This window comes from Flavobacterium tistrianum (assembly GCF_003254545.1).
Classification (GTDB): Bacteria; Bacteroidota; Bacteroidia; order Flavobacteriales; family Flavobacteriaceae; genus Flavobacterium; species Flavobacterium tistrianum.
Map to the genome: position 1 here is coordinate 180,207 of NZ_QJRH01000069.1, position 16,324 is coordinate 196,530.

Sequence of the window (16,324 nt, forward strand, 5' to 3'; positions counted from 1 at the left end):
AAATATAACTTTTTAATTTAGTAAAATCTTATTGCGCCCATCGCTTGTACACTTCACAAAATAGTTTGTACTTTAGCCTTCTAAATTGTATTAAAAAAATGAGAATATTAGTCATTCAGCAAAAAAGAATCGGAGACGTTTTAACGAGCACAATTATTTGCAACAATCTTAAAGCCAAGTTTCCTGATTCTACAATTGACTATATGTGTTACCCTAATTCGATTGATGTTCTGAAAGAAAATCCGAATATTGATAATATTATTCTGGTGACTAATAAAACTCGAAAATCTACTTTTGAATTCATTAAATTCATTTTTGAAATTCGAAGAAAAAAATATGATGCAGTAATAGACGTTTACAGTAAATTAGGAACTAGTCTAATCACATTTTTCTCTGGCGCAAAATACAAAGTTTCTTACCACAAATGGTACTCTAACATATTTTACAATTATAGCTACGAGCGTTTTGATGCCATAAAATCAGAATTTGGTTTGGCAATTGAAAATCGATTATTGCTTCTTAAACCTTTTTTCTCAGAAAAAATAACAAACGTAAAACCGAAAATCTTTTTAAAAGGATCTGAGATTGCTGAAGCTAAAAATACTTTAAAAAGCTACAATGTAGATCCTGAAAAACCAATCATTATGTTTGGAATTTTAGGAAGTGAGCATTACAAAACGTATCCGCTTGAAGGAATGGCAAAAATTATCGATTTTACCGTTGCCAAAACAAACGCTACCATTCTATTTAATTATATTCCAAACCAAAAAGAACAGGCTCTAGAAGTATATAATCATTGTTCTGAAAAAACTAAAAAACATATCATTTTTGATTTATACGCTACAGATTTACGTCAGTTTTTAGCAATACTTTCGCAATGCGAAATGCTTATTGGAAACGAAGGAGGCGCTGTAAATATGGCAAAAGCCCTTGAGATTCCAACTTTCTCTATTTTCACTCCTTCTGTTAGAAAAGAAACATGGCAATTATTTGAAAATGAAGCAAAGAATGTTTCTGTTCATTTGAAAGATTTAAAGCCTGAAATCTACGAGAAGCATACAGAGCAATATATAAAAGAACATACTTTTGAATATTATTCTGAATATCCTTTGGAATTGATGCTCCAAAAATTGGATACTTATTTTCAAGAATATAAAAATTGAGAAAAGTAAAAGGAATCTATAATGAATAGTGAAAAGCAGAAATTATCAGTTCTGATTATTACGCTTAACGAAGAAAAGCATATAAAATCGCTTCTTGAAGACGTTGATTTTGCTGATGAAATAATTGTTGTTGATTCCTACAGCACTGACAAAACAGTAAGCATTGTTGAATCTTTCAAAAAGGTAAAATTAATTCAACATCCTTTTATAGATTATACTTCGCAGCGAAATTTTGCTTTGGACCAAGTCAAAAATCAATGGGTTTTATTTATTGATGCCGACGAAAAACTCACACCAGAATTAAAGTCTGAAATCGTTACTGCAATTAATTCTAAAAATGCGGCAAGCGCTTATTTTATCTATCGCGTTTTTATGTTTAAAAACAGCAGATTAAATTTCAGCGGATGGCAGACTGATAAGATTTTTAGACTTTTTGATAAATTGAAGTGTCGATACAATGAAGAAAGAACTGTTCACGAAAAATTAATCGTCAACGGAGAAATTGCTTCATTAAAACATAAAATCATACATTATTCTTATTCTTCCTATGAAGATTATAAATCAAAAATGTATAATTATGGAATCCTTAAAGCCAATGAAAAATTTGCAAAAGGAATGAAACCTCGATTTTTACTGAAGTTTCTCCATCCTTTATACACTTTCTTATATCAGTTTATAATCCGTTTTGGCTTTTTGGATGGCAGAAAAGGAGTAATTATTTGTTATTTGAATGCCTATAGCGTTTATATTCGCTATAAAGAATTACGAAGAATTACTTCTTCCAGAACTTAAGCTTCTTTTTCAGACGCTTTTTTCTGTAAAACTTCTCTTGAAAATCTGAAGTATATTTCCATAAAGTCTCGAAAATCTTCTCCTCAGATTCGGCTTTATAATATTTAGCATACTCATTACTCATTGTTGCCACCATTTCTTCTAAAGGCGTCAAACGGCAAAGGTTTTTCATACGCATTTCAAAAGGCATCGAATCATGAAATTCCATTCTGTTTAAGTCGACCAAAAAGAAATCATAATTTCCGCTGGCATTCTTTTTAATTAAAGTATTTCCTGGAGAATGATCCAAAAACTCAATTCCTTTTTCATGAAGATTGAAACTAAATTTAGTAAACTGCCTTAAGATATTTTCGCGATCTGGAAAATCAGGAATTTCTACCAATTCTCTATAAGTAAGATCACACTGCAATTGCTCGCTTACGTAGAAGCTTTTTTCTAAACCTAATATTGATGAAAATTCCGCAAATGCAATAGGTTTTGGAGTTCCAACACCCAATTCCAGCAATTTGTTTGCAAACTCAAAAGAACGTTTTGCTTTTGATTTTCTGAAGTATTTATAAGCGATTTTATTGATAAAGTGCGGAACCTTAAACGATTTTATGTTTATTTTTTCATCGTCTAAATCAAAAAGTTTTATCTGATTGCGCTGGCCAATTACAAAGTCCTCTCCTTTTGTATCAAAAAAACGAATATATTCAAGAAGAATATTTTCAAATTTTTCATATCCGCGATTTAATCTTAAAATCATAAAAATTGTTTCAGCAAATTTAGCTAGTTTTACCAACTAATAAAAACTATTTCGTAGATAATGCATATTACTCTTATAAGTTTAGACAACTGGGGACTTAACAAACATATAGCGGCAGACTTAGAAAAACAAGGCCATACGGTTCGTTATATCGATTTTAATACATTCAAATATAAATATCCTTCTGTATTTCATAAAGCGTATAATGTTATATTAAAAGCGTTTTTTAAAACAAATCTGAAGCATCAGCATTACGGAAAAGAAATCATCAATGAATTAAAGAAAAATAATCAGATTCAAGATGTAATTTTAACCATAAAAGGAGATTTTATAACTCCGAAAAGCATTTTAGAATTTAAGAATTACACAAAAAAATCAATCGGATTCTTTAATGACAACACTTATCGTTGCCCAAAAATCAAACGTGTTCTTCATTGCTTCGACGAGGTTTTCTCGTTTGAAAAAGAAGACTGTGAAAAATACAATTTAAAATTTGCTCCAAACTGGATTTATAATTCAGAAAACGCAATCCATAATAATCAATTTGAATATGATGTTTTTAATATAAGCTCAATTGACAAGCGACTTCCGATATTAAAAAGAATTGCCGCTAATTTGGCTTCGCAGCATTCAAAATTCAAATTCATTGTTTATGATAAAAAGCAAAAAGACAATGACGAAAATATCACTTACATAAAAAGCCACATGCCTTTGAGTGAAGTAAATGATTACATCAATCGTTCGAAAGTGCTTTTAGACATTAACAGACTTGGTCAAATCGGACTTACTTTCAGAGTTTTTGAAAGTTTGGGTTTAGAGAAGAAATTGATAACTACTAATGCAGATATCAAAAACTACGATTTTTATAATCCAAATAATATTTTGATTATCGACGAAAAAAATCCAGTTATACCGGTAGCTTTTTTTGAAAATGAATATGAAAAAATTCCAGATTCCATTTTGAATCAATACACTTTGAAAGGCTGGACAAATTATGTTATTTTTCAAGACAACTCTTACTCTTCTTCATAATTAATAATAAAAATGATTTTAGGCTTGTAAGGATTCGTATTTTTGTTTAAGATAATTTTAACCCTACTATTTTTGCATTTGAAAATGTTTTCTATTTTTGCCGAAATATTAAAAATTTATCAAAAAACACCTTAATAAAAAACTATCCTTTCAAAAAATGACAGCCACTTTCTTGCTTTGTTCTTTTCTTATCTTATTTGCTCTAATTATTTCTGTAGCATTTACTAATAGAGTGGTAAAAATAGATGTGCAAGAAGTTCGTTATCCAGAAATTGATGGCTTAAGAGGTTACCTTGCATTTTTTGTTTTCCTGCATCACAGTTATATTTGGCGTTTTTTTCTTCAAAAAGGTGAATGGGAAGAGCCAAAATCAAATTTATTCAATCATTTTGGACAGACTACGGTTGCTTTTTTCTTTGTCATCACTGCTTTCTTATTTACTCTAAAATTAATCAACAGTAAAAACAAGGAAATCAATTGGTCGGCGTATATCAATGCTCGTCTATACAGACTTTTTCCTATGTATCTTTTTTCAGTTGGGATTATTTTTTTAATAGCAGGTTATTTAACCAATTTCAAATCTAGAATTCCTTTCTCAGAAAATATACTAGCCATACTTTCATGGATATTTTTCAATGTTAAAAAAGGATTAAACATCAACGGATTAGAAGATAGCTTCTTGCTAAATGCTGGTGTAACTTGGACATTGCCTTATGAATGGGCTTTCTATTTCTTACTGCCTCTTATTGCCCTATTTTTTACGATTAAAGTAAATTATAAAATCATTGTTTCTTTCACCATTACAGCGGCTCTTATAATGATTATCAATGGTGCTTCCTTGAGACACTTTCTGCCTTTTATTGGAGGTATTATTGCGGCTTTAGTAGTTAGCAAAAATACATTTGGCACTATTTTAAAACAAAAAAAATATGCGGTTTTAGCTATTTTACTAGTTGCTTGCTCTGTTTATTTTTTCAATAGCGGAAGAAAACCAATTCCAGTCATTATTACTTCAATCGTATTTATAATAATTGCTTCTGGAAATAACTTTTTCGGAATTCTTTCTAGTACTTTTTCTCGAAAATTTGGACAAATAACGTATAGTATTTATTTAATTCATGGTACTTTATTATTCGTCCTTTTTTACTTTATCATTGGTTTTGAAAGAGCCAAAGAGTTAACAGATTTTGAATTTTGGTCTATCATTGCTTCATCAATCCTCCCACTAATCCTTATCAGCCAGTTAACATTCAAGTACATTGAGCACCCTCTTATGGAATTTGCAAAGACGAAATCAAAATCGAAATCAGTAAAATCATAAGCATTCCCCTTTATTCAAAATAGTTTAAAAACTCTTCGATTTCTTTTGCAAAGTCTTTAGAAAAACAATTACAAGTAAAATTTATAACTTTGCTGTCTTAATGAAGTAAATTATACATTTATAAAATGAACGAGGAAATCATCAACGCATACGAAGTAATTAAAAACGGGGGCATAATCTTGTACCCAACTGATACCGTTTGGGGAATTGGCTGTGATGCTACAAATGCAGAAGCTGTTGCAAAAATCTATAAATTAAAACAGCGAGCAGAAACTCAAAGTATGATTGTTTTAATGAACAGCGAAAAAATGATGTATAATGTTTTTAAAGACATTCCAGAAGTAGCATGGCAAATTATAGATTTATCTGAAAAACCAACTACTCTAATTCTTGACAATGCAAGAAACGTAGCTCCAAACATCATTGCTGCCGACAAATCTCTTGGAGTTAGATTGGTAAAAGAGCCTTTCTGTTACAAATTGATGGAAAGAATGAAAAAACCTTTGGTATCTACTTCGGCCAATATTTCTGGACAGCCAACACCACAAAGTTTCAAAGACATCAGTCCTGAAATTATCAATGGCGTGGATTATGTTGTAAAATTAAACCAAGACAAAATCAACGGAAAATCTTCTACCATCATCAAACTAACTAGCGATTCTCAAGTAAAAGTAATTCGCAAGTAATTGTGAATTGTTAATTATAAATTGTTAATTCACTTTGAACCTTTGTCTCTTTGAGCCTTTGAACCTTAAAGGGTTTTCAAACTCTCAATAAGCCAATCGATATCTTCTTTGGTATTATAATGACTAAATGAAATTCGGAGATTTGGTAATTTTAAATCAGTCTCCGAAAGCATTTCATTTAAGACATGTGAAGGTTTTATACTTCCAGACTGACAAGCGCTTCCTCTAGAAACTGCAATTCCTTTCATATCCAAACTAAAAAGCAGCATCGAAGTTTTGTCTGATGAAAAAGGCAGAATAATATTGATGATATTATAGAAATCATCTTTCTTTCCGTTTATTCTAAAATCTGGAAAATGAATTTCTAACTGTTCAATTAGATATTTTTTTATTCCAAGGATATAAGCTCTTTCTTCATTTAGTTTTTCATAAGAAATAGATAAAGCTTTTGCCATTCCAGCAATCTGATGCACGGCTTCTGTCCCGGCACGAAGTCCTTTTTCTTGTTCACCACCAAAAAGCAAAGGCTGTAAACCAGAATTTTTTCTGATAAAAGCAAATCCAATTCCTTTTGGCCCGTGAAATTTATGTGCACTTGCCAAAATAAAGTCAACCGGAGTCTTTTGCAGATCAATTTCAGTTTTCCCTACAGACTGAACTGTATCCGAATGAAACAGAGCATTATACTGCTTGCAAATCAAGCTAACGCGATCTAGATCTAAAACAGTTCCCGTTTCGTTGTTTACATGCATTAAACTTACTATTGTCTTTTTTTCATCAGACAATAAATTTGACAAATGCGTTAAATCCAAACTTCCGTCTGCATTTACATTCACGTAATCAACCTGAACATTGTACTCTTCCTGAAGCGCCCAAACGGTATGCAAAACCGCATGGTGTTCAATTTTTGAAGTAATAATTCTTTCAACTTTTAAATCTTCTACTGCAGAACGTAGAATCCAGTTGTCGGCTTCAGTCCCGCCAGAAGTAAAAATTATTTCTTGAGCAGTGCAATTAAGATGCTTCGCAATGCTCTTTCTCGAAAGCTCTAATATTGTTTTGCCGTTTCTTCCGAAACTATGCGTAGACGATGGATTTCCGTAATCCTCAAGCATTATTTTTGTCATTTCCTGAATTACTTCAGGACGCATGGCAGTTGTTGAGGCATTATCTAGATATACTTTTTTCATTGCTGCAAAGTTAAGAAATATCAATTGTCAAATCTTAAATATCATTTGGCAATTTTTTCACTATTTTTGACCCAAATAAATTTTACGATGAAAAAATATGCTGCCCTCCTGTTATTTGCTCTTTTTTTAAACGGATGCGATGATGGAGATTTGACTGTAGATAAAATAGATTTTGAAGATATTGCAGAATCTCAAGCTTGTGATGTTACAACAAATACCTTGCTTTACAAACTTAAGCCTCAGGAAGCTCTACTACTTCAAATGCCAGAAGGATCAATTAAAAATGATCCGGGTGAATACACTTATACTATAGACGCAAAAACATATAATGTTGTTTATAGAGCTTATGATGGAGCTGTTGCAAAAGAAAACATTTGCGGTTTAATTCCTCCAAGCACTCCAAAAGTAACTGAAGAATGGCTTGCAACAAACGGTATAATTGAAATTTCAACAACTCAAAATGAAGAACCGAACAAAACTGACGATGGAACAAGAATAACAGGATATACCCATAGTATAATTTTTAGAAATATTACTTTTCAAAAGCCTGCAGGAGATCAGATCGAACCAAAATTTGAATTTGGATTGTATAAAACTATAGTAACACCTGCCAATCTTACTTTTAGAACAAACCCAAATGGTTCTGCTTATGAGTGTGACGAAATTGCTAGAGTTTACAACTACAATAATACATTTTACTTATCTATTGATGATATCGATCCTGCTTTACTTGTCAATGTTGTTACTCCAACCAACCAACCTCGCACAAGTTTAATAACAGCAACACAAAATAAAGTGTTTTACAAAACTGCAAAAGAGGGAACCGGATCTATAACACCAGCTTTTGTTTGCTCTAAAATACAACCATCAGCACCTGCAATTGAAGAGACTTGGACTGGCCAACTTGGAGTTGCCAATACAAGTGGAATTATTGAAGTAACGACTACTTTAACTGGACAAGTTTACGAGCACACAATCGTGCTTAAAAATGTAATTTTACAAAAAGGAAACAGCAGTTTTAAATTGGGAAGCAGTTTTGTTCTTGGAAAAATTACTAGAGCAGCAACAATCTAAAAAACACAGATTTCTAAGAAGAAATCAGCAGAAATAATTCTTACAAAAAAACGTTTGTTTTTTGAGATGATTTTACAACTAAATCGAATCAAAAAACAGACGTTTTTTTATGCTTTACAAGTAGGCTTTTTATGCCCTTAAAAGCTGTTTTATTTATTGTTTTGTCTTATATAAACTTCTGTAGCTCCAAGACCATATTTTTGATAATTGGCATCCTGGAAATCAATTCCGTCATAACGGCCCAATAAAAAATCAAGTTCGGCTTTTAAAATTCCTTCGCCAACTCCATGAATAAAAACGATTTTCGGAATGCGATTTCTTATCGCAAATTCAATATGTCTTTTTGCCGTTTCTGTCTGGAGTGTCAAAATATCATAGTTTGACATTCCGCGTTTATTAGGAACCAATTTTTCGATATGCAAATCAAATTCTGGAACGCCAACATCACGCTTTTCTTTCTTTTCTTTGACAAAACTTCTCGGTTTTGGCTCAGTTTTCTCTTTTGAAACTTCATCTAAATTAATTCTTTTAATAGAATTCATTAAATTACTGGTTTCTTGAATTTTAAGTAATTCATTGACTAAAAATGTCATCATAAAACCATCTTCCGTTTCAATTAAGACCTCGTTATTTTTAACCGAAACTACCGTTCCGTTTATGGCTTCATCTAATACTGAAACCTTATCTCCTTTTGCCAGCATTCCTACTCCTCTTTGTCGTTATTTTTACTTGGTGTTTTTGCACTCAGCTGCATCATTCCGAACATGAAAACTACAATTGCAGCAATCATGATATAGATGTTTTTTTCTTCCGAAACCTGTTCGTATAACGCAACCGAAATCGCAAGAATCATTATTATAATTTTAAAAGTTTTCATCCTCTCTTTATTTTAAGATTTCAAAAATATAAAACTTTCAGAAAGTCCCTCAATACCACTCCAAACGTTTGTCATAATTTTTTAGTAAAATTGCAAAAAAGATCTGCCATGAGTTTAGAGAAATATATGCTTCCTTGTATGTTCAAAACCGTGTTTGGTTATGACTGTTTGGGGTGTGGTTTTCAGAGGTCTTTATTCTTACTTTTTCAAGGCGATTTTTTAGCAGCCTTTAAAATGTATCCAGCAATTTACACCTGCCTTTTACTCTTCATTTTTTCAGCTTTTCATTTTCTAGATAAGTCAAGAAATTATAAAAAAATGATTTGGAGAATGGCCATTATAAATCTATTTTTTATGCTTGGTGGATATTACCTGAAGCACTTTTATTTTTAGATTTTAGATTTTAGATTTTAGATTTTAGATTTTAGATTTTAGATTTTAGATTTTAGATTTTAGATTTTCTAAAAATCGCTTCGCTCTTTTTTGGAATTTGTCCCGATAGCTATCGGGATTAAAAATTGGAATTTTAAATATCTTTCACTTCTTAATCTGATCCAAAATATCGTTCATCATCTCTATTTGAACTTTTTGAATTTCGATCAATTCTTGCTGCTGATGCATAATCAAATGATCAATTTTATCGTGAATTAATCTAATCTCCAATTCTGATTTCAGATTAATCATAAAATCTTTTTTAGCACGATTACGATCTTTTTCTTCTTGACGGTTTTGACTCATCATAATAACAGGTGCCTGCAAAGCTGCCACACAAGACAAAATTAGATTTAAGAGAATAAACGGATAAGGATCAAATCCTTTGTTTAAAAAAATAAAAACATTTGAGCCAATCCAAAGCGTAATAAAAACCACGAAAGAAATAATAAAAGTCCAGCTTCCTCCAAAATCAGCCACTTTATCGGCCACTATCTGCCCTAAATTCCTCGTTTCTTCCTCTTCTTCTACAATGCTCACAATCGATTTATCTTCTTTCAATGAAGAAATTACATTTTTCTCCATTGCAGAAAGCGCTCCAATTTCGGAGGAAAGATAATTTGAAATATATTTTTGGCGATAAACATTTAACTCATTTATAGAAATGCAGTCTTCACCATCAAAATCAGGATATTCTTTTTTAATTAATCCCAAAATCGGATCATGAATTGCTCTTCCATATATTTTCTCATTTTCGGGAAAAGAAATCCCAGAAATATCACTTTTAAATGTTTGGCTGTTTTTCATTTTAATATATTTTAAAAGCTAATTTACGCAATAAACTTCTTAAGAATTGCATAAAAAAGAACAGTTTAGAATTCGTTTTTTATCACAAATCAAACTTTGCAAAGAAAATTTCTTTAGTTAAATCGTGGTTTTATTTCCAAAAAACGCCTTACTTTTAACGTTCCAAAATTATTCATTCATTTTTACCATTGTGACAAAAGACAATATCATACAAAATATACGAGCTTTAAAGAGCCATTCACACATAAATTACGGCATTAAAACCAAAACGGAAGACTTTACAGAAAAGCTTTTTTATACCCTATTTGATTCGAATGCGGCGTTGGACGAAAGCATTGACGAACTAGAGTTTCGCTTTAAAGAAATTGCAGTTTTGGCTTGCAAAAAACCTCAAAATTTATGCGAATCAATTTGGGACCGCTTTTTAGAAAAACTTCCCGGAGTTTTAGAAAAGCTAAATCAAGATGCCGAATATATTCTTGAAAACGATCCCGCTTCAAACAGTATTGATGAGGTTTATCTGGGGTATCCTGGATTTTATGCGATTGCAATTTACAGACTAAGCCACGAATTATATCATCTCGATTTATTGCTTTTTTCTCGTTTGATGAGCGAATATGCGCATAGAATCACAGGTACAGATATTCATGCCGGAGCCGATATTGCATCTCCATTTTTTATCGATCACGCAACAGGTATTGTAATTGGCGAAACTACTGTTATTAAAAAACATGTAAAAATCTATCAGGGGGTTACGCTTGGTGCATTAAGTGTAAGCAAAGAAATGAAAAATGCCAAAAGACATCCAACTGTAGAAGCCAATGTTTGCATTTATGCCAATGCAACTATTCTGGGCGGAGAAACTGTAATTGGAAAAAACAGTATTGTTGGAGGAAATGCTTGGATTACAAAATCTATTCCCGCAGATTCTATCGTTTTAAACACCACAACTACTGAAGTTAAAATAAAAGAAAAAAAATAACATGAATTCACATAAATTATTAAACCTAATTGGCAATACTCCATTAATGGAAACGGTCAATCTGGTTAAAAATAAAAACGTCAAACTTTTACTGAAACTGGAAGGAAACAACCCGGGAGGAAGTGTAAAAGACAGAGCTGCATACAATATGATTGCTGCCGCTTTGGAACGAGGCGACATCAAAAAAGGAGATAAATTAATTGAAGCAACTAGCGGAAATACTGGAATTGCTTTGGCTATGATTGCTCAATTGTTTGGAATTGAAATCGAATTGGTTTTACCAGAAGATTCAACCAAAGAACGTACTCAGACTATGCGTGCTTATGGTGCAACAGTTATCCTTACACCTGCAAGCGAAGGAATTATCGGCTCTAGAGATTATGCAGATAAAAAAGTCGCTCAAGGCGGATACTTGATGCTAAATCAATTTGCTAATGATGACAACTGGAAAGCGCACTATAAAACAACTGGACCAGAAATTTGGAATGATACTGACGGAACTGTAACGCATTTTGTTTCTGCTATGGGAACAACTGGAACCATTATAGGAACTTCTACTTATTTGAAAGAAAAGAATCCAAACGTACAGATTATTGGCGCGCAGCCAAGCGATGGCTCTCAGATTCCTGGAATCCGTAAATGGCCACAGGAATATCTTCCAAAAATATTTGATGCTTCTAAAGTTGACACGGTTATCGATGTGAGCGAAGAAGAAGCACGTGCTATGACCAAAAGATTGGCTCTTGAAGAAGGCGTTTTTGCTGGAATGAGTAGCGGAGGTTCTGTTTCAGTTGCTCTAAAAATCGCTGAACAATTAGAGTCTGGAGTTGTGGTTGCTGTAATTTGTGATCGTGGCGACCGTTATTTATCTTCGGATTTATTTGACTAAAGAAGGTACAAAGCGACAAAGGTTCAAAGGGACAAAGTTTCTAAACTTTCCCTAAAAAAACTTTGTCCCTTTGAACCTCTGAACCTTTGAACCTAAAAAGAAATGAATTATAGAAAACTAGGAAAAACAAATTTTAACATCTCCGAAATCTCCCTTGGCACTTGGCAAGTTGGAGGAAAATGGGGATCGGGTTTTGACAATAAAACGGCCGACGAGCTTTTGAATACGGCTATTGACAATGGCGTAAACTTTATTGATACTGCCGATGTTTACGAAAACGGATTAAGTGAAACTGCCGTTGGAAGGGTGGTTCGCTCTCGTTCTGAACGAATTTTTGTTGCCACAAAATGCGGACGCCAGATAAATCCGCATGTGAATGAAGGATATACTCCAAAAGTGCTTCAAAAATTTGTTGAAGACAGTTTAAAAAGAACTGGTTTAGAAACACTTGATTTAATTCAATTGCACTGCCCGCCTACAGAAGTTTACTATCGTCCTGAAATATTTGAACTTTTTGACCGATTAAAAGATCAAGGAAAAATTCTTAATCTTGGAGTAAGCGTTGAAAAAGTCGAAGAAGCTTTAAAAGCTATCGAATATTCGAACGTAACAACGGTTCAGATTATTTTCAATCTATTTCGCCAACGCCCTTCTGAATTATTTTTCTCAGAAGCCAAAAAGAAAGACATTGGAATTATCGCAAGAGTTCCACTGGCAAGCGGGCTTTTAACTGGTAAATTTGATTCAAAAACTACTTTCGAACCTCAGGATCACCGTAATTTTAATCGTAACGGAGAAGCTTTTGATAAAGGCGAAACTTTTTCTGGAATTGATTATGAACTAGGTTTAAAAGCAGTTGAGGAATTAAAAGCTTTATTTCCAGAATCAAAAAATCTAGCAGCCATTGCTCTTCAGTGGATTTTGAGTTTTGATGAAGTAAGTTGCATTATTCCAGGTGCATCAAAAACAGAACACGTTCTATCTAATTTATCGGTTTACGATACTCCAAAATTAACTTCAGAGCAGATTGCTGCCATGAATAAAATCTACAACGATTTGATCAAATCTTCTGTTCATCAGCTTTGGTAAAACTTATATAAAAGTTTTTTAAGATGTTGAAATTCGCAATAATTTCAGCATCTTGAAATCTTAAAACCACTAAAGAAAATTTTTCTTACAGCTTAAACGCAACCTTTTCTTTATCAGCACATCTAATAATAAAACTAACCATAAATCACTAACCATGAAAAAACTAAGTTTTATATTATTCGTTGCATCACTAACATTCATTTCTTGCAACAACGACGATTCTTCAACTACTCAAGAACAAGAGAAAGCAAAGTTAGACCGAATGTATGAGGAAATCGCACAACTTTCTGGCATTAATACTCAACAGTGCACAGATTCTAATGATTGGGCTTTTACAAGTATTGCTACAACAACAGTTTGCGGCGGAAATAGCTACATTGCTTACTCTAAAAAAACCAATACAACAGTTTTCTTAGACAAAGTGAAAGCATATAATCAATCTTATGCTGACTTTAATAAAAAATGGAATATTATTATACTTTGCGATAATATGGTTATACAGCCAACAGGCGTAAAATGTGTTGATGGGAAACCACAATTATCGTACGATCCTGTATTGCATTAAAAAACTTAAAAAAGCTGTTGGACTAAAATCTTAACAAGCTTTTTTTCTTTTAAATATCAAATTCAATTCTAAATTCGGCGCCTTTATTTTTTCCTTTACTTGATGCTGTCAGTTGTCCTTTATTTCTTTCAATGATTTTTTTGCACAAATAAAGTCCAATTCCCGTAGAACCTTCGCTTGCAGTTCCAAGTCGGCTCATTTTGGTGAATTTTTTAAATAATTCTTCAATCTGATTTTTATCAAAGCCTATTCCGTGATCTTTTACTGTTATAATCAATTTTGATTTTTCTGAAAAGATTCTGACTTTTATTTCGCTTTCAAAATAAGAAAACTTAATCGCGTTGCTGATTAGATTTACTAAAACCTGAATCAAAAGTCCTTCATCTATTCTTAGTCTAGCTTCTGAACATTCTATTGTTAAATCCAGTCTTATATTTTTGTCTAATAATCTTTGCTCCACTTGTTCATTAATAAAAGGAAGAATATTAGAGAATACAATCATTTTAGCATCTGGACTTACTTTTGCAACATCGTCTTGTTCTTTTAGCAGTTTAATAAAGTTCTCGATATATCTAAACTGAAGATCAGTCGATTCGCAAATCAATTCGGCTAGATTCTTGACCGATTCTGATGGATTTTCGCTAATGATCAATTGAGCCAAAGCTTGCGGATTTCCAGCAAAATTCTTCAAATCGTGCGAAAGCATATAGATTAAATCCTGTTTTTCATTAATAAAATTCTCAGCTTCATTAATAGATTCCTGTATGTTGCACAACAAAAGTCCCGCTTCATCAGTATATTCTGTTGGCAGATCAGACAATTTTCTTGAAGTTCTGTAGTCGTCCAAAGCTTTTGAAGCCTTAGCAATAGGATTTATCAACTTATTTAAAACCAAAAGTGTTATTGCCGTTGCCAGCAATGTCATAATTAAAGAAAAAACAAGAATTGAAGTCGATGATACCTCATGTTCAAAAAATAAAACAAAAAACAAAATTCCAATTAACGGAATATGAATACCTATGAAAGCAACAAATAGGAATTTAAAAGCATAACTTTTTTTAAGAAAGCTGATTTGTGAGAGTTTATGATACAAATTCATAAAAAAATGAGACTAAGCGTAGGTTAATAGCTATTTTTACTGAGGTAATTGCCAAAACAAAATTAACTTTTATCGCCAATTAAACTAATATTTTGAAGAATTTCTAAATTTTTTCAAAAATTAAATTTGTAAAAGTTTTCAAAGGCTTATTTTTGCGCTATGGGAAGAAAAAATACAGACAAAGTTGTCTTTCATCAAATTCAAGTTCTTGATGCTGGTGCAAAAGGGGTTTCAGTAGCCAAAGCACCTGACGGAAAAGTAATCTTTATTCCGAATGTGGTACCTGGAGATGTTGTAGACGTACAGACATTAAAAAAAAGAAAGGCTTATTACGAAGGTAAAGCTGTAAAATTTCATGAATTATCTGAATATAGAGTAGAGCCAATCTGCGAGCATTTTGGAGTGTGTGGAGGCTGTAAATGGCAGAATATGAAATATAGCCAACAGCTTGCATTTAAACAAAATGAAGTTAAAAATCATTTACAAAGAATAGGAAAAATAGAGCTTCCAGAATTTGAAGATATTTTAGGTTCTGAGAAACAGTTCTTTTATAGAAATAAAATGGAATTTTCTTTTTCTAACAGCCGTTGGCTTACAGAAAAAGAAATTGGAAGTACTGAAGATTTAGGAAACAGAAACGCTTTAGGATTTCATATTCCGAAAATGTGGGATAAAATTCTGGACATCAACAAATGCCATCTGCAAGAAGATCCTTCAAATGCTATTCGTAACGAAATCAGAGCTTTTGCAAATGAGCATAATTTAGCGTTTTTTAATCCTAGAGAACATTCTGGATTATTGAGAACCGTTATGATTCGTACTGTTTCGACAGGAGAAATTATGGTATTAATTCAGTTTTTTGAAGATGACAAAGAAAACAGAGAATTAATTCTTGACCATTTATATGAGAAGTTTCCACAAATCACTTCATTACAATATGTAGTAAACGGAAAACAAAACGATACTATTTACGATCAAGACGTTGTTCTTTACAAAGGAAGAGATTATATCTTGGAAGAAATGGAAGGTTTAAAATTCAGCATTAATGCTAAATCTTTCTACCAGACTAATTCTGACCAAGCTTACGAATTATACAAAATAACCAGAGATTTTGCTGGTCTTACAGGAAATGAGACTGTTTATGACTTGTATACAGGAACAGGAACAATCGCTCAGTTTGTTTCTAAAAAAGCAAAAAAAGTTATTGGAGTAGAAAGTGTCCCAGAAGCTATTATTGATGCAAAAGCCAATGCAGAACGCAATAATATTACAAATTGCGAGTTTTTTGTTGGTGACATGAAAGTTGTCTTTAATGAAGCTTTTATTGCACAGCACGGAAAACCAGATGTTATTATTACAGACCCGCCTCGTGACGGAATGCATAAAGACGTAGTAGAGCAAATTTTAAAAATTGCTCCAAAAAGAGTCGTGTATGTAAGCTGTAATTCTGCCACTCAAGCACGTGATTTAGCTTTAATGGATGAAAAATACAAAGTAACGCGTGTAAGACCTGTAGATATGTTTCCGCAGACACATCATGTTGAAAATGTTGTACTTTTAGAACTTCGATAAAAAATA

General features: G+C 32.4%; 18 protein-coding genes. 12 read left to right on the forward strand and 6 right to left on the reverse strand.

Annotated elements, in window-relative coordinates:
• Positions 1 to 98: 98 nt before the first annotated feature.
• Complete coding sequence (locus tag DMB71_RS12805; RefSeq protein WP_111366674.1) at positions 99 to 1,163, forward strand: glycosyltransferase family 9 protein; 1,065 nt, start codon at positions 99 to 101, stop codon at positions 1,161 to 1,163.
• Positions 1,164 to 1,184: 21 nt separating this feature from the next.
• A complete protein-coding gene (locus DMB71_RS12810) occupies positions 1,185 to 1,955 on the forward strand; it encodes a glycosyltransferase family 2 protein (protein WP_111366676.1) in 771 nt (256 codons plus the stop codon).
• On the opposite strand, the gene DMB71_RS12815 is transcribed toward DMB71_RS12810, so the two are convergent.
• On the reverse strand, positions 1,936 to 2,703 hold the full coding sequence (locus DMB71_RS12815; RefSeq protein ID WP_111366959.1) for a lipopolysaccharide kinase InaA family protein: 768 nt from the start codon (positions 2,701 to 2,703) through the stop codon (positions 1,936 to 1,938). The two genes, DMB71_RS12810 and DMB71_RS12815, sit on opposite strands and share 20 nt — an antisense overlap.
• A gap of 60 nt (positions 2,704 to 2,763) precedes the next feature.
• Here DMB71_RS12815 and DMB71_RS12820 point away from each other — a divergent pair, with 60 nt between their 5' ends.
• From DMB71_RS12820 to DMB71_RS12830, 3 genes are all read left to right on the forward strand, one after another.
• Positions 2,764 to 3,735, forward strand: a complete 972-nt coding sequence (locus tag DMB71_RS12820) for a CgeB family protein (RefSeq protein WP_111366678.1) — start codon at positions 2,764 to 2,766, stop codon at positions 3,733 to 3,735.
• A 157-nt stretch (positions 3,736 to 3,892) separates the two neighbouring features.
• A complete protein-coding gene (locus DMB71_RS12825; RefSeq protein ID WP_111366680.1) occupies positions 3,893 to 5,056 on the forward strand; it encodes an acyltransferase family protein in 1,164 nt (387 codons plus the stop codon).
• Between the two features lie 125 nt (positions 5,057 to 5,181).
• A complete protein-coding gene (locus DMB71_RS12830) occupies positions 5,182 to 5,742 on the forward strand; it encodes an L-threonylcarbamoyladenylate synthase (protein WP_111366682.1) in 561 nt (186 codons plus the stop codon).
• Positions 5,743 to 5,807: 65 nt separating this feature from the next.
• Here DMB71_RS12830 and DMB71_RS12835 read toward each other — a convergent pair whose 3' ends face one another.
• Complete coding sequence (locus tag DMB71_RS12835) at positions 5,808 to 6,932, reverse strand: cysteine desulfurase family protein (protein ID WP_111366684.1); 1,125 nt, start codon at positions 6,930 to 6,932, stop codon at positions 5,808 to 5,810.
• Between the two features lie 87 nt (positions 6,933 to 7,019).
• Between DMB71_RS12835 and DMB71_RS12840 the strand changes: the two genes are divergently transcribed.
• The gene (locus tag DMB71_RS12840) at positions 7,020 to 8,006 is read left to right on the forward strand and encodes a hypothetical protein (RefSeq protein ID WP_111366686.1); all 987 of its coding nucleotides are present in this window, start codon (positions 7,020 to 7,022) and stop codon (positions 8,004 to 8,006) included.
• A 149-nt stretch (positions 8,007 to 8,155) separates the two neighbouring features.
• On the opposite strand, the gene DMB71_RS12845 is transcribed toward DMB71_RS12840, so the two are convergent.
• Together DMB71_RS12845 and DMB71_RS22090 are read right to left on the reverse strand one after the other, a co-directional pair.
• On the reverse strand, positions 8,156 to 8,707 hold the full coding sequence (locus DMB71_RS12845) for a Smr/MutS family protein (protein ID WP_111366688.1): 552 nt from the start codon (positions 8,705 to 8,707) through the stop codon (positions 8,156 to 8,158).
• 2 nt (positions 8,708 to 8,709) lie between these two features.
• Positions 8,710 to 8,883 (reverse strand): hypothetical protein, encoded by a 174-nt coding sequence (locus DMB71_RS22090; protein WP_008462622.1) that lies wholly within the window; start codon positions 8,881 to 8,883, stop codon positions 8,710 to 8,712.
• A 108-nt stretch (positions 8,884 to 8,991) separates the two neighbouring features.
• Between DMB71_RS22090 and DMB71_RS12850 the strand changes: the two genes are divergently transcribed.
• Entirely contained in the window at positions 8,992 to 9,276 is a 285-nt protein-coding gene (locus tag DMB71_RS12850) for a DUF2752 domain-containing protein (protein WP_111366690.1), read from the forward strand.
• 144 nt (positions 9,277 to 9,420) lie between these two features.
• Here the strand turns inward: DMB71_RS12850 and DMB71_RS12855 are convergent, their stop codons facing one another.
• Complete coding sequence (locus DMB71_RS12855) at positions 9,421 to 10,122, reverse strand: DUF1003 domain-containing protein (RefSeq protein WP_111366692.1); 702 nt, start codon at positions 10,120 to 10,122, stop codon at positions 9,421 to 9,423.
• Between the two features lie 190 nt (positions 10,123 to 10,312).
• On the opposite strand from DMB71_RS12855, the gene DMB71_RS12860 reads away from it, so the two are divergent.
• From DMB71_RS12860 to DMB71_RS12875, 4 genes are all read left to right on the forward strand, one after another.
• The gene (locus tag DMB71_RS12860; RefSeq protein WP_111366961.1) at positions 10,313 to 11,104 is read left to right on the forward strand and encodes a serine O-acetyltransferase; all 792 of its coding nucleotides are present in this window, start codon (positions 10,313 to 10,315) and stop codon (positions 11,102 to 11,104) included.
• Between the two features lies 1 nt (position 11,105).
• The gene (gene cysM, locus DMB71_RS12865) at positions 11,106 to 11,993 is read left to right on the forward strand and encodes a cysteine synthase CysM (RefSeq protein WP_111366694.1); all 888 of its coding nucleotides are present in this window, start codon (positions 11,106 to 11,108) and stop codon (positions 11,991 to 11,993) included.
• Positions 11,994 to 12,095: 102 nt separating this feature from the next.
• Entirely contained in the window at positions 12,096 to 13,082 is a 987-nt protein-coding gene (locus DMB71_RS12870) for an aldo/keto reductase (protein ID WP_111366696.1), read from the forward strand.
• A gap of 154 nt (positions 13,083 to 13,236) precedes the next feature.
• On the forward strand, positions 13,237 to 13,647 hold the full coding sequence (locus DMB71_RS12875) for a hypothetical protein (RefSeq protein WP_111366698.1): 411 nt from the start codon (positions 13,237 to 13,239) through the stop codon (positions 13,645 to 13,647).
• 49 nt (positions 13,648 to 13,696) lie between these two features.
• On the opposite strand, the gene DMB71_RS12880 is transcribed toward DMB71_RS12875, so the two are convergent.
• Complete coding sequence (locus tag DMB71_RS12880) at positions 13,697 to 14,746, reverse strand: sensor histidine kinase (RefSeq protein ID WP_111366700.1); 1,050 nt, start codon at positions 14,744 to 14,746, stop codon at positions 13,697 to 13,699.
• 159 nt (positions 14,747 to 14,905) lie between these two features.
• Here DMB71_RS12880 and rlmD point away from each other — a divergent pair, with 159 nt between their 5' ends.
• Positions 14,906 to 16,318, forward strand: coding sequence for a 23S rRNA (uracil(1939)-C(5))-methyltransferase RlmD (gene rlmD / locus DMB71_RS12885; RefSeq protein ID WP_111366702.1), 1,413 nt, complete (start codon positions 14,906 to 14,908; stop codon positions 16,316 to 16,318).
• Positions 16,319 to 16,324: the final 6 nt, after the last annotated feature.

Excerpts from the sequence above, each read along its gene's own strand:
- DMB71_RS12805 (WP_111366674.1), top strand. The coding sequence starts at position 99 with ATGAGAATATTAGTCATTCAGCAAAAAAGAATCGGAGACGTTTTAACG.
- DMB71_RS12810 (WP_111366676.1), top strand. The coding sequence starts at position 1,185 with ATGAATAGTGAAAAGCAGAAATTATCAGTTCTGATTATTACGCTTAAC.
- DMB71_RS12815 (WP_111366959.1), bottom strand. The coding sequence starts at position 2,703 with ATGATTTTAAGATTAAATCGCGGATATGAAAAATTTGAAAATATTCTT.
- DMB71_RS12820 (WP_111366678.1), top strand. The coding sequence starts at position 2,764 with ATGCATATTACTCTTATAAGTTTAGACAACTGGGGACTTAACAAACAT.
- DMB71_RS12825 (WP_111366680.1), top strand. The coding sequence starts at position 3,893 with ATGACAGCCACTTTCTTGCTTTGTTCTTTTCTTATCTTATTTGCTCTA.
- DMB71_RS12830 (WP_111366682.1), top strand. The coding sequence starts at position 5,182 with ATGAACGAGGAAATCATCAACGCATACGAAGTAATTAAAAACGGGGGC.
- DMB71_RS12835 (WP_111366684.1), bottom strand. The coding sequence starts at position 6,932 with ATGAAAAAAGTATATCTAGATAATGCCTCAACAACTGCCATGCGTCCT.
- DMB71_RS12840 (WP_111366686.1), top strand. The coding sequence starts at position 7,020 with ATGAAAAAATATGCTGCCCTCCTGTTATTTGCTCTTTTTTTAAACGGA.
- DMB71_RS12845 (WP_111366688.1), bottom strand. The coding sequence starts at position 8,707 with ATGCTGGCAAAAGGAGATAAGGTTTCAGTATTAGATGAAGCCATAAAC.
- DMB71_RS22090 (WP_008462622.1), bottom strand. The coding sequence starts at position 8,883 with ATGAAAACTTTTAAAATTATAATAATGATTCTTGCGATTTCGGTTGCG.
- DMB71_RS12850 (WP_111366690.1), top strand. The coding sequence starts at position 8,992 with ATGAGTTTAGAGAAATATATGCTTCCTTGTATGTTCAAAACCGTGTTT.
- DMB71_RS12855 (WP_111366692.1), bottom strand. The coding sequence starts at position 10,122 with ATGAAAAACAGCCAAACATTTAAAAGTGATATTTCTGGGATTTCTTTT.
- cysM (WP_111366694.1), top strand. The coding sequence starts at position 11,106 with ATGAATTCACATAAATTATTAAACCTAATTGGCAATACTCCATTAATG.
- DMB71_RS12870 (WP_111366696.1), top strand. The coding sequence starts at position 12,096 with ATGAATTATAGAAAACTAGGAAAAACAAATTTTAACATCTCCGAAATC.
- DMB71_RS12875 (WP_111366698.1), top strand. The coding sequence starts at position 13,237 with ATGAAAAAACTAAGTTTTATATTATTCGTTGCATCACTAACATTCATT.
- DMB71_RS12880 (WP_111366700.1), bottom strand. The coding sequence starts at position 14,746 with ATGAATTTGTATCATAAACTCTCACAAATCAGCTTTCTTAAAAAAAGT.
- rlmD (WP_111366702.1), top strand. The coding sequence starts at position 14,906 with ATGGGAAGAAAAAATACAGACAAAGTTGTCTTTCATCAAATTCAAGTT.